This window comes from Mucilaginibacter ginkgonis, assembly GCF_009754905.2.
GTDB classification, from domain to species: domain Bacteria; phylum Bacteroidota; class Bacteroidia; order Sphingobacteriales; family Sphingobacteriaceae; genus Mucilaginibacter; species Mucilaginibacter ginkgonis.
Genome location: NZ_CP066775.1, coordinates 2,532,658 through 2,545,072 on the forward strand (window position 1 = coordinate 2,532,658; position 12,415 = coordinate 2,545,072).

Sequence of the window (12,415 nt, forward strand, 5' to 3'; positions counted from 1 at the left end):
AATTTAAGGTCGTGGTGTTTTAAATCGCGCTAAAATAAAAGATTTTCACGGGATTTTATTTTTTTCGGGTCAATCTTTACAGCCGCGACTATATCATTTATGCGGTTTAAATTATTTATCAGCTCATCCAGTTCATCATCGTCTATATAGTTCTTTATCATTAAAAAATAATCAACTTCCCGCATTTCGGGTATCAGCAAGCCGTCCGATCCTTTATTGGTAATGAGATAAAAATCAGTCTCGGTGGTTTCCCAGTAATGATGAAAAATGGAGAACAGGCCCGGCTGATTATCCTGCCGCGTATCTACTTCCAGATCGGGCTGCCGAACAAAATTGAAGCTTAATTGCTTATTGATAAAAAAGCACAGACGATAGTCTTTTAGAGACGATGTGATGGCGATCAGGACAAAATCAAGATCGATCTCAAACTTTAAAATTCGCTTGTTCAAACGGGCTTTTTATGAAAAGTAAAACTACGAATTGAAACCGTTGCACTAAAAATTTGTTAATTTTAATGTAAAGATTTTGAATTTGTATTTTGATAGAATTTATCTTTCTTTGCACAGAAAATTTATTAATTAATTAATCACAAAGACCATGTCTGATATCGCTTCAAGAGTAAAAGCTATTATCGTAGAAAAATTGGGTGTTGACGAAAGTGAAGTAACACCTGAAGCTAGTTTCACCAATGACCTTGGTGCTGACTCTTTAGACACCGTGGAATTGATCATGGAGTTTGAAAAAGAATTTAACGTAGCAATTCCTGACGATCAGGCTGAAACAATTGGTACAGTTGGCCAGGCTATCGCTTACCTTGAAAAAAACGTTAAATAAGCTCCGTTAAACACATTTAAATGGAGTTTAAAAGAGTTGTTGTAACCGGGCTTGGCGCACTTACTCCAATTGGTAATTCTGTTCAGGAGTACTGGAACGGGTTGATCAATGGAGTAAGTGGGGCTGCCTTAATTAAGAGTTTTGATACCACCAATTTCAAAACCAAGTTTGCCTGCGAAGTAAAGAACTTTGATGCTGATGCCTTTCTGGGCCGCAAAGACGCACGCAAATTAGATCCCTTTGTGCAGTACGCACTCTATTCTACAGAAGAAGCTGTTAAAGATGCCGGCCTTGATTTTGACAAGCTTGATGTTAACCGCATTGGCGTTATCTGGGGTTCTGGTATAGGTGGTTTAAAAACGTTTTTGGATGAGGTTGTGAACTTTGCCAAAGGCGACGGTAACCCACGCTTTAATCCTTTCTTTATCCCTAAAATGATAGCGGATATAGCTCCCGGCCATATCTCTATAAAATACGGTCTCCGCGGACCAAACTTCACCACCGTTTCTGCATGTGCGTCATCTAATAACTCGCTTATTGACGCATTTACTTACCTGCGTTTAGGTAAGGCTAACATGTTTATTACCGGTGGATCTGAAGCGATCATTAACGAAGCAGGTATAGGCGGTTTTAATGCCATGCATGCACTGTCTACCCGTAATGACGATCCTGCAACAGCATCAAGGCCGTTTGACCTTGACCGCGATGGCTTTGTTGCCGGTGAGGGTGCAGGTACAATCATCCTCGAAGAATTAGAACACGCTAAAGCGCGTGGCGCTAAAATATATGCCGAAATGATGGGCGGTGGTATGAGTGCCGATGCATACCACATGACAGCCCCGCACCCCGAAGGTTTAGGTGCAGCCCTGGTAATGAAAGCTGCCCTCGAAGATGCAGGAATGACCTCGGCTGATATTGATTACGTAAACGTTCACGGCACGTCTACCCCTATCGGCGATCCGCAGGAGGTAAAAGCTATTACCGAAGCATACGGTGAAGATGTTTACCGAGTAAACATCAGCTCAACCAAATCTATGACAGGCCACCTGCTAGGTGCTGCGGGTGCGGTTGAAGCCATTGCTGCTATCCTGGCTGTTAAGAATGATATGATACCGCCTACTATCAACCACTTTACAGACGATCCTGCCTTCGATCCAAAGATCAACTTTACTTTTAACAAAGCGCAGCAACGTGTTGTACGCGCCGCTCAAAGCAACGGCTTCGGTTTCGGAGGTCATAATGCTTCTGTTATCTTTAAAAAATACGAAGATTAATTACGCAGCTGGATGCCTGTAATACGGTTCTATAAGCTCTATCTTTCCCCCGGCAGAAAATACGTTAAAACATTAAGAAACTTACTGGGCTTTGTGCCCGGTAATTTGTCTTTATACCGGCTTGCTTTCCGCCATAAATCTGCAGCGCAAAACGTAAAAAAAGGCGTCAAAAACAGCAACGAACGGCTCGAGTTTTTGGGCGATGCTGTTTTAGGCAGCGTTGTCGCCGAAGTGCTTTTTAAAATGTATCCCTTTAAGGATGAAGGCTTTCTCACCGAGCTTCGTTCTAAGATAGTGAATCGTGCCAATCTTAATCAACTGGGCCGCAAACTCGGGTTCGAGAATTTGGTAGAGTATGATAACCGGATGATCGGCGCAACCCGCCAGGGATCTTTGTTAGGTGACGCTTTTGAAGCCTTGATTGGTGCCGTGTATCTTGATAAAGGTTACGATTTTACGAAAAACTTTCTGATCACCCGCATTATCAAGCCGCATATAGACATTCACACGCTTGAGCTGACTGAAACCAATTTCAAAAGCAAACTTATTGAGTGGTGCCAGCGCCATGGCAAAGATGTCATATTTGAACACATTACTAATAACGAAGGCGAAAGCAATAAACTCTTTACCATCAATGTAAATATAGACGGTGAGACGATGGGCATGGGTAAAGAATTCAGTAAAAAGTACGCTGAAAAGCTTGCTGCAGAAAAAGCCTGCACTGCCTTAGGGATTTGACTTGAAGATATCCACCGGTGGCTGATAGCCTACTTTTTTATACGTTTCGTAGGAGTTTTTGATATAGACGATGATCTGGTAGTCGTTCCATTTCACAATGTCATCATGCTCCGGCGTATAATTCTCCATAAAATGCTGCAGCTCAACCCCTTCTAAACCCGTTGTTTTTGACACCAATTGCGGTGTATAACGCCTCATCACTTCAGCATCTTCCTGCTCGCGCTTGGCATATTTCATAAAACGACGCTCGTTTTTGGCATCGCTGCCAAAAAGTTCATGCATAGCCGTAAGCGGGCTAAATATCGCTCCTAAAACGCTCGGCTTACCGTCGTAATACAAACCCTTACTACGGTACGTGTTCACAACATCATTTAGCTCCTGCTTTTTGGTTTGGCCGGTAATGTTTACCTGGTTAAGTGTGATTGGCGGCGACAGGGTAATGTACAGGGGGCTGTAGCTGGTGATAGTTTGCTTAAATGGTGTGTAGCCCGTTTTCTCAATGATTATAGAATCGCCTATAGCTGCCTGGGTAATAAACTCTCCGTAAAAATTACTTTTGCTGATAACGCCTGTGTTTAGATTGGTTACCTGCGCTTCGGCTATCTTCTCTAACATTCCTTTTTTGAAAATAATGCCGCGCACCGTTTGGCGCTGCTGGCCCAATGCAATAACCGGTATAGCCGCTAAAAACAGCAGCGCGTATTTTAAAATTTTAGTAAGCATACCCAAACAAAGATAACCATATGCTTTGTAGGCAGATGTGAAAAATTGTTAAATGAGCCTCCTGTGGTGTTAAGGTGATAACTTACATATGTTGTATTGAACCACTTTCCCATTCGGTATGTTACAAAAATACATGGCTCAAAAAGATTATCTTTGCGCATGATAAAGTCTATGACGGGGTATGGCATAGCCACCACCGACTCCGGCAGCACAAAATATACTGTAGAAATTAAATCCCTCAACAGTAAATTTCTCGAACTTTCATTGCGCCTGCCCAAAGCTTTTTCTGATAAGGAATTTCAATTACGTACCGATTGTAACAAGCAAATAGAGCGTGGCAAGGTTAACCTGAGCATTACAATTGAACAAGCCGATACACAAACCAGAGCTGCAGGCATCGATACCGTTCTATTACAGCACTACTACAAACAGTTAAAACAAGTTGCAGACGAACTTAACGAGCCAGGCGGAAACCTGCTACAGTTGGCATTAGGCTTACCTGAGGTTGTAAAGTTTGACGAAGAGACTTTATCTGACGAACAATGGAAGTTGACAGAGAAGACCTTTAAGCAGGCAATGGCAAACTTTCAGCAGTTTAGGGATGACGAGGGCCGCGTGCTTGAAAATGAATTGAAAGGGCGTGTTGCATTGATCACCCAGAATTTAGAAAGTGTGGTTTTAGAAGAACCAAAGCGTCTGGCGGTAATTCGCGAACGGTTAGAAAACTTTCTATCCGAAACTGTTGGTGCCGAAAATATTGACAATAACCGCCTTGAACAGGAACTTATCTATTACATAGACAAATTAGATGTTACCGAAGAAAAGGTACGCCTGAAAAGCCATTGCGACTACTTTTTAGAAACCCTGAAGAGCGACGACGCAAATGGTAAAAAACTAGGCTTTATTTCGCAAGAGATTGGCCGTGAAATAAATACGCTGGGTTCTAAAGCAAATGACGCTGCTATCCAAAAACTGGTAGTAGGCATGAAAGAAGAACTTGAAAAGATAAAAGAACAACTGTTAAATGTATTATAGTTATTGGTTACTGTGTTATTAAGTTATTGCCAACTGAACCAAATGATCTTAATAACCTATTAACTAATAACTCAATAACTAAAAATAATGGACGGCAAGCTGGTGATATTTTCTGCCCCATCGGGCGCTGGTAAAACAACCATAGTGCATCACCTGCTATCTAAAATTCCGTCTCTTGAATTTTCGATTTCAGCAACCACACGCGAGCCGCGCGGTGATGAGGTTGCCGGTAAAGATTACTACTTCATCAGCAAAGAAGAGTTTTTGCACCGCATTGCCAAAAAGCAATTCGTCGAATTTGAAGAAGTTTATTCCGGAACATTTTACGGCACTTTGCGCGAAGAGATAGAGCGTATCTGGACAAACGGCAAAGTGGTGATCTTTGATATTGACGTAGAAGGCGGCCTGCACCTGAAACGAAAATATGGTGCCCAGGCGCTTGCTATCTTCGTCCAGCCGCCGTCTCTTGAAGTACTTAAGCAACGTTTGTCAGGCCGTGGCACAGACAGTCCTCAAAAGCTGCAGGAACGCTTTGACAAAGCAGAGAAAGAATTAAACTATGCGCCGCGATTTGATATTATTCTTAAGAATGACGACCTTAAAGTCGCTTGCCGGCAAGCAGAAGAATTGGTTTCCAACTTCTTAACCAGATAGATCAACTTCTTAACATTTTTGTTGTTTTCTTATAAGATTTATAATACATTGCTTTATAAATTATGAGATATGAAAATAGGCCTACTCTTTGGTTCATTTAATCCTATACATATTGGTCATTTAATTATTGCAAATTACATGGCCAATCATACCGAACTGGATAAAGTGTGGCTGGTAGTTTCCCCTCAAAATCCACTAAAAAAGTACGGCGACTTGATTAATACCTATGACCGGTTAGAAATGGCCCGCCTTGCAACCGACCATGCACAAAATATTGAGGTTAACGATATCGAGCTTAAAATGCCTCAGCCCTCATACACCATTGATACGCTAACGGCATTACAGGAAAAGTATCCTCAGCATGAGTTCGCGCTTATTATGGGATCTGACAATTTAGGCACGTTGCACAAATGGAAAAATTACCGGTTGATACTGCGCGACTACCGGATATTTGTTTATCCCCGCCCGGGATATGAAAATGCCGACCTGGCCGCTCACCCATCGGTGACAATTACTATGACCCCGCAGATGGAACTGTCTGCAACATTTATACGCAAATCAATTGCGGAGAAAAAGAATGTGCAATTCTTTGTTCCCGACCCCGTTTTAAAATTTATAGAAAGCAAAAGTTTGTATAAATAGGTTGTATCTTTATTAAACGGAGGTTAGAATGCTCACTAAAGAAAGTGTAAAACAGGTAATAGACCACATGCCCGAAACTTTTTCGGTAGATGATCTTGTAGAGGAAATGATGTTGTTGGACAAGATAAATAGGGCTCGTTTACAAATAGCGAATGGCGAATATTACACAGAAGAAGAGATGAAAAAAGAAATCGATTCTTGGTTTGAAGATTAAGTATTCTAAAGAATCGAAACTCGATTTAAAAGAAATTTCAGATTTTATAAGTAACGGTTCGCGAAAGTATGCACGTATAGAACTTGAGAATATTCATGCTTTTATCGCAAAACTTAAAGACGCGCTTTTAATTGGGAAACCATTTATTGGGTTCCAAGCGAAGAAAGTTCGCACCGCCATTTTCAAAAATTATCTCATTTTCTATGAGATAATTTCCCGGGAAGTTATCCAAATCCTAACCATTCATCACCACGCCCGCTCACTTTCCCGAAACCCTGCACTTGGTGATGAGGAGTAAATAACTTTGCGAAACGTATATTTGCCGCGATGACACCTGCCGAAACGAATAAACGATGGGCCGAACTGCAGCAATTTGTTGCCGCCGAATTCGACAATGATGTCCCGGATATTAAAGTAATGTTGTTCCTGATAGGCGTACAGGAATTAGGTAAAGGCCCAAGAAAATTCAGTAAGCGGCAAAAAGAAGAGCTAATGCATATTGCTACCTGCAAATTGCTGAGTAAAATGGGCTTCTACGAGTTGGAAGCGCTTGATCAGGACGGGTGGCCGCATTGGAAAGCTGTAAAAATTATTCCCAATTATACCTTGCTTGAACAAGAGATGATGATGAAATCGCTGATCATCGATTACTTTGATGAACTACAATTATCCTGATATGAAGAAATTTATACTGCTAAGTTTTTTACTCCTTGCCACAGTAAGCGGGTTTGCCAAAGCGCCCAAAAACCAGTATGTACGTATCAAAACAACATACGGCGAAGTGATCATCAGGCTGTACAATCAGACGCCGAAGCACCGTGATAACTTCGTTAAACTTGCTAAGCAAGGTTTTTATAACGGCACACTTTTTCATAGGGTTATTCAAAATTTTATGATCCAGGGCGGCGACCCTGATTCGAAAACTGCTAAACCCGGTCAGGAATTAGGTAATGGAGATGTTGGTTATACTGTACCTGCCGAATTTAATGACAGCTTGTTTCATAAGCGAGGCGTATTGGCTGCAGCCCGCGACGATAACCCTGCCAAGGCATCAAGCGGCTGCCAGTTTTATATTACAGAAGGTAAAAGGTTTACCGATGGTAAATTAGACACCCTTGAAAATACGCGAATGAAAGGCCGCAAAGTCCCGGCGTGGCAGCGCGAGTGGTATAAGTCGGTAGGCGGCGTGCCCCACCTTGATCAGAATTACACCGTTTACGGCGAAGTAGTTTCTGGTATTGATATGGTAGACCGTATCGCTGCGGTTAAAAAAGACGCTAAGGACCGCCCATTGGAAGATGTGTCGATGACTGTTGAGCTGCTAACCAACAAAGAATGTAGGCAGATGGACAAGCTTTTAAATATCGAATAATGAACATCGAATGCCGAATTATGAAACCAATTTTTTCTACTTCTACATTCGATGTTCATCATTCGATATTCATTATTGCAGCATGAGGATCATCACTTATAACGTAAATGGTATCCGCTCGGCTATTAACAAAAACTGGCTGGCCTGGCTGCAGGCCGCTGATCCGGATGTGATCTGTTTGCAGGAAATTAAGGCCACGCCAGATGTGATGACCGACTTGCATCTAGTGGAGGCGTTGGGCTATGAGCATTATTGGTATCCTGCGGAAAAGAAAGGTTACAGCGGTACGGCCATCTTTACTAAACATACGCCTAAGCATGTTGAGTATGGTTGCGGTATAAGTGATTATGACCGCGAGGGGCGTAATATCAGAGTCGACTTCGATGATCTGTCTGTAATGAGCGTTTACTTTCCGTCAGGATCAAGCGGCGAACACCGGCAAGATTTTAAGTTCCGTTTCTTGAACGAATTTGGGCAATATCTGGATGGAGTAAAAACAGCTTGCCCCAAACTGGTAGTATCCGGCGACTATAACATTTGCCATCAGGCAATAGACATACACAACCCAAAGTCGAACGCTAATTCGTCCGGGTTTTTGCCCGCAGAACGGGACTGGGTCACACAGTTCTTAGAAAGCGGCTTTGTAGATACATTTCGCCATGTAAACCCAGAGCCACATAATTATACCTGGTGGAGCTTTCGTGCAAACGCAAGGGCTAAAAACCTGGGCTGGCGCATCGATTATAATATGGCGACAGCCCCTTTAGCTGAAAAGATCAAGCGCGCTGCCATACTGCCCGAAGCCCGCCACTCTGATCATTGCCCGGTGTTACTGGAGTTGGATGTGTAAGTTTTTCCAGAAACGTCATGGCGAGGAGCAAAGCGACGCGGCAATCTCTTTAGTAATGGTTGGGATTGCCACACCGCCTTTGGCGGTTCGCAATGACGTTGTTGCTTATACCTACTTAACTACCAGTCCCCTGCTCTCTAACATTGGATGGATATCAGGCGCGTGGCCGCGAAAGTTCTTAAACATGTTGCCGTATTCTTCTGTGTTGCCTTTGGATAAGATCATGTCCCTAAACCGCTGACCATTGGCACGGGTTAAGCTACCATTCTGTTGAAACCAGCTAAAGGCGTCATCGTCCAGCATTTCTGTCCAGGCGTAAGCGTAATATCCTGCAGCGTAACCATTAGCCCATATATGCAGAAAATAGCTCGAGCGGTAGCGCGGCGGTACTTGCGGCAGATCCAAGCCGGCGCTGTGCAGCGCGGCAGTTTCAAATTTATCTACATCTTGTTTACCGGCGTTTGCAGGCAGGGTATTCCATTTCAGGTCTATAGCATCAGCAGCCAGGGCTTCTGTTAAAGCATAACCCTGGTTAAAGGTCGCTGCCTTTTTGATCTTTTCTACTAAAGCTTGTGGCATTGGCGCGCCTGTTTTGTAATGCACGGCATAGTGCGCAAATATCTTAGGATCATAAGCCCAATGCTCGTTAAACTGAGACGGAAACTCCACAAAGTCGCGCGAGGTATTAGGACTTGCCAAACTTGGATATTTTTGCGCGGCAAACAAACCATGAAGGCCATGACCAAATTCGTGGAACATGGTTTTGGCGTCGTCCGCGCTGATCAACGCGGGCTGCCCCGGTGCAGGCTTGGTAAAATTACATACATTATAGATCACCGGCTTGGCACCCAACAGCTTTGATTCGCCAACCAGGTTATCCATCCAGGCACCGCCGTTCTTATTGTCACGTTTGTAATAATCGCAATAGAACAAGCCCAACTGGCTTCCGTCTTTATCAAACACATCGAACACACGCACATCTTCCTGATAGACAGGCAGGTCTTTGCGCTCTTTAAATGTTAATCCATAAAGCTGGTTAGCCGCGTAGAACACGCCATCCATCAAAACTTTATTTAATTCGAAAAATGGTTTAACCTCGTTCTCGTCCAGATTATATTTCGCTTTGCGCACCTGTTCTGCATAAAAGTTCCAATCGTATGGCTGCAGTTTAAACCCTCCCTTTTGGGCATCAATTACCGACTGGATATCTGCAGCTTCACTGCGCGCCTTTGCTGTGGCTGCAGGCACAAGCTTATCTAAAAAGCTTTGAACAGCTTGCGGATTCTGTGCCATCTGGTCTTTTAACTTCCATTCGGCAAAACTGTTATAACCTAAAAGTTTAGCTTCTAAAGCGTGCAGTTGAGCAATGCGGGTGATAGTGGCACGGGTGTCATTAGCGTCGCCGCGTTCTGCGCGGATATATGAGGCATCAAATAATTTTTTACGGGTATCGCGGTTAGTCAGTTCGCGCAATGCCGGTTGCTGAGTAGTGTTCTGTAAAGACAGCATCCACTTACCTTCCTTTTTTGCCGACTTGGCATTATCAGCAGCGGCATTTAGCTCCGCATCTGTAAGTCCGGCCAGATCTTCTTTTTTATCCACCACCAATGCGCCTGCTTTATTGGCGGCCAATACCTGGCTGGTAAATTTGGCGCTTAAGCTCGCTTCTTCCCGGTTATACCGTTTCAAGCTGTCTTTGGCTTTATCAGAAAGGTTTGCACCGGCTAATTCAAATTTCTGTTCGTAAAATTCCAATAACCGCAGTGATTCCGGGTCGAGATCTAGTTGCGCGCGTTTATTAAATAATGCTTTAACACGCTGATACAACTTTGCATTTAGTAGAATAGCGTCGCGGTTGGCAGCTAATTTCGGCGCCACCTCTTCCTGTACTTTTTGCAGTGTGGGGTTGGTGTTTGCGGCCGTTACCAGGTTAAATACATTGTTTACGCGGGTAAGCATCTGCCCGCTTTTTTCCATTTTTACAAGCGTATTTTCAAAGGTTGGTTCAGCGGAGTTGTTAGCGATTTTGTTAATCTCTTCTTGCTGTTGTTTGATTCCCTCTTCAATAGCAGGTTGGTAGTCGCCATCCTTGATCTTATCAAAAGCAGGCGCCTGCAATGCCAGCGTACTTTGTTTCAGGAATGGATTATTGGTCGACAGTGTTGCTTCTGAACGATTATTATTTGGCTTGCATGATGAGACGGCAACTGCAACAAGAACCGCGACAGCTACCGGATATATTTGATTGATCTTCATATAATTTATGGATATAAATGGATGCTAAATTTATCATTTATATTTGACGAAAACACCAACTCATGATCGCCCAACCTGAACCCGGAGAATATGCGCCATACGCGTCAGGCTATATAGCTTTAGCCAGTGAGTACAACGACATAAGGAAGTTGCTGACGGAACTAAAAGATATTACCTACAGTACCTTTACCGCCATTCCCGAGGAGAAAGGCAACTATACTTACGCCGACGGCAAATGGACCATTAAGCAAAAACTGGCGCACATGATAGATGCTGAAAGGGTATTTGCTTACCGGGCATATTGTATTGCCTTGGGCGACAAAACAGCATTTCCCGGTTTTGAGCAAGATGATTATGTGGCCAATGCAAACAGCCGTACTTTAAAAAATATTGCGGACGAGTTTCGGGCAGTTCGGGAGGCTAATCTGTACTTCATCAACAACCTTAGCGATGAGCAATCAACAATAGTCGGAACGTCAAGCAATCATTCGACATCTGTTCGGGCTATTCTCTATATCATGGCCGGGCATGAATTGCACCATTTAAAGCTATTGAAAGAAAGATATTTGTAGGGCGACTTGTTTACACAACCTTTCTTTCGGAAACAAAATCATATTAGTGATTAAATTTTGAGCTTGATGCCTATTTTATTCAACAAGCCTGCGATCCAGATCATAGCGAAAGAGAATACCAATGCCTTAATCAAACCACCCGTTCCTTCGCTCAAATATTCGGGATAGCCTAAATTTGAAAACTGATACAAAGGATAAAAGATAAATGGTACCAGGTAACAGGTAAAAGTCTCTTTTCCTGCCGGTTCAATCACCTTCACCCAATTGTATTGTTTGGCAAAATCTACCAGCCAGGCAAAAAAAGCATACGCAACTAATGCAATACCGGTGCAGATAAATACCCATGAGGGGGTATCATGCATTTTAGATATCCCGCCGCTATAATACCGCACAATAAAACCAAGGTTAAATAAAATAGCAGCCAAGCATACCATAGCTACCCAGAGCAGCTTTATGTCGTTGTTACTTTTTAGCCGCATATACATCACAGATACGACGATGCCTGCCATTGTGAAGGCCTGCATTGCGCCGCTGCCCGCCAGCCAGATGTAACTATAAAACTTGTCCATAAAACTGATCATCCCAAAGTGATAATCAAGGTTAAAAAACAAAAAGAATATCCACGCGGCAGCCTGCACCCAAAGTACACCGCCCGAGTAGTAATAAATGAGTGAGCAGATCAGATATGACCAGCCTATTAATCCTAAAATACCCCACCAACTGTAATGTAACCATGGGTGGCCTGCATCTGTCGACTTAAACAAAATAGACATTACGATAAGTAACACAAGCCCTATTCCCTGATAAAGCCAGCGTTTCCAGGGTATTGTATTCCGGTAGTCGGCAAAAAGAAAAAAGAAGCTAATGGTAAGCAAACTTTGCCAAACCGGCTTTGGTAATAAAGCCAATTGCTCATTATAAGTTTCCATGTTAGAATGGTAGAAACCAATGAGCAGCAAAGCGAATGATCTGATCAAGATACGCGCCAGCACATTTTGCCCCTTCTTTTCGCGTTTGTTGAAAGCGAACGGAATGGATAAGCCTACAATGAATAAAAATACCGGAAAGATGGTATCGGCAAGACCCAGGCCGTCGGTTTGTTCACCAACATGTTTAAGCCAGGCCGGGGTATGTGGTATCCCGTCGAGGTCATTAACAAAGATCATCAGGAACATGGTAAGTGCCCTGAATGCATCGATCGACCTGACGCGATCTGAGAAATTACTCATTAAATTAGATAGATGTTATGCA

General features: G+C 43.1%; 16 protein-coding genes. 12 read left to right on the plus strand and 4 right to left on the minus strand.

What is annotated here, in order from left to right; translation table 11 throughout:
- Nucleotides 1–29: 29 nt before the first annotated feature.
- Nucleotides 30–449, minus strand: coding sequence for an IPExxxVDY family protein (locus tag GO620_RS11785; protein WP_157525559.1), 420 nt, complete (start codon nt 447–449; stop codon nt 30–32).
- A 148-nt stretch (nt 450–597) separates the two neighbouring features.
- Between GO620_RS11785 and GO620_RS11790 the strand changes: the two genes are divergently transcribed.
- Genes GO620_RS11790 through rnc form a run of 3 tightly spaced genes read left to right on the plus strand, consistent with a single transcriptional unit; the run spans nt 598 to nt 2,846 of the window.
- Complete coding sequence (locus tag GO620_RS11790; protein WP_008508386.1) at nt 598–834, plus strand: acyl carrier protein; 237 nt, start codon at nt 598–600, stop codon at nt 832–834.
- A gap of 20 nt (nt 835–854) precedes the next feature.
- Nucleotides 855–2,108: a beta-ketoacyl-ACP synthase II gene (gene fabF / locus GO620_RS11795; RefSeq protein ID WP_157525560.1), complete on the plus strand. Its 1,254-nt coding sequence runs from the start codon at nt 855–857 to the stop codon at nt 2,106–2,108.
- A gap of 12 nt (nt 2,109–2,120) precedes the next feature.
- On the plus strand, nt 2,121–2,846 hold the full coding sequence (rnc, locus tag GO620_RS11800; RefSeq protein WP_157525561.1) for a ribonuclease III: 726 nt from the start codon (nt 2,121–2,123) through the stop codon (nt 2,844–2,846).
- Here rnc and GO620_RS11805 read toward each other — a convergent pair.
- Complete coding sequence (locus tag GO620_RS11805) at nt 2,835–3,569, minus strand: hypothetical protein (RefSeq protein ID WP_157525562.1); 735 nt, start codon at nt 3,567–3,569, stop codon at nt 2,835–2,837. The two genes, rnc and GO620_RS11805, sit on opposite strands and share 12 nt — an antisense overlap.
- Before the next feature lie 159 nt (nt 3,570–3,728).
- Between GO620_RS11805 and GO620_RS11810 the strand changes: the two genes are divergently transcribed.
- From GO620_RS11810 to GO620_RS11845, 8 genes are all read left to right on the plus strand, one after another.
- Nucleotides 3,729–4,604 (plus strand): YicC/YloC family endoribonuclease, encoded by an 876-nt coding sequence (locus tag GO620_RS11810; RefSeq protein WP_244139407.1) that lies wholly within the window; start codon nt 3,729–3,731, stop codon nt 4,602–4,604.
- Nucleotides 4,605–4,691: 87 nt separating this feature from the next.
- Entirely contained in the window at nt 4,692–5,258 is a 567-nt protein-coding gene (gene gmk, locus GO620_RS11815) for a guanylate kinase (RefSeq protein ID WP_157525563.1), read from the plus strand.
- A 69-nt stretch (nt 5,259–5,327) separates the two neighbouring features.
- Entirely contained in the window at nt 5,328–5,900 is a 573-nt protein-coding gene (gene nadD, locus GO620_RS11820) for a nicotinate (nicotinamide) nucleotide adenylyltransferase (RefSeq protein WP_157525564.1), read from the plus strand.
- Between the two features lie 28 nt (nt 5,901–5,928).
- Entirely contained in the window at nt 5,929–6,114 is a 186-nt protein-coding gene (locus GO620_RS11825; protein WP_157525565.1) for a hypothetical protein, read from the plus strand.
- Nucleotides 6,104–6,412, plus strand: coding sequence for a type II toxin-antitoxin system RelE/ParE family toxin (locus GO620_RS11830; protein WP_157525566.1), 309 nt, complete (start codon nt 6,104–6,106; stop codon nt 6,410–6,412). The genes GO620_RS11825 and GO620_RS11830 overlap by 11 nt, the downstream gene beginning before the upstream one ends.
- Before the next feature lie 29 nt (nt 6,413–6,441).
- Nucleotides 6,442–6,789 (plus strand): hypothetical protein, encoded by a 348-nt coding sequence (locus GO620_RS11835; protein WP_157525567.1) that lies wholly within the window; start codon nt 6,442–6,444, stop codon nt 6,787–6,789.
- Between the two features lies 1 nt (nt 6,790).
- A complete protein-coding gene (locus tag GO620_RS11840; protein WP_157525568.1) occupies nt 6,791–7,486 on the plus strand; it encodes a peptidylprolyl isomerase in 696 nt (231 codons plus the stop codon).
- Nucleotides 7,487–7,568: 82 nt separating this feature from the next.
- Nucleotides 7,569–8,336, plus strand: a complete 768-nt coding sequence (locus GO620_RS11845) for an exodeoxyribonuclease III (RefSeq protein ID WP_157525569.1) — start codon at nt 7,569–7,571, stop codon at nt 8,334–8,336.
- Nucleotides 8,337–8,447: 111 nt separating this feature from the next.
- Here GO620_RS11845 and GO620_RS11850 read toward each other — a convergent pair whose 3' ends face one another.
- On the minus strand, nt 8,448–10,592 hold the full coding sequence (locus tag GO620_RS11850) for a M3 family metallopeptidase (RefSeq protein WP_157525570.1): 2,145 nt from the start codon (nt 10,590–10,592) through the stop codon (nt 8,448–8,450).
- A 62-nt stretch (nt 10,593–10,654) separates the two neighbouring features.
- On the opposite strand from GO620_RS11850, the gene GO620_RS11855 reads away from it, so the two are divergent.
- Nucleotides 10,655–11,164 carry a DinB family protein gene (locus tag GO620_RS11855; protein ID WP_157525571.1) on the plus strand — a complete coding sequence of 170 codons (510 nt, stop codon included), beginning with the start codon at nt 10,655–10,657 and terminating at the stop codon, nt 11,162–11,164.
- A 50-nt stretch (nt 11,165–11,214) separates the two neighbouring features.
- Here GO620_RS11855 and GO620_RS11860 read toward each other — a convergent pair whose 3' ends face one another.
- Nucleotides 11,215–12,393, minus strand: a complete 1,179-nt coding sequence (locus tag GO620_RS11860) for a DUF5009 domain-containing protein (protein WP_157525572.1) — start codon at nt 12,391–12,393, stop codon at nt 11,215–11,217.
- Nucleotides 12,394–12,415 lie beyond the last annotated feature (22 nt).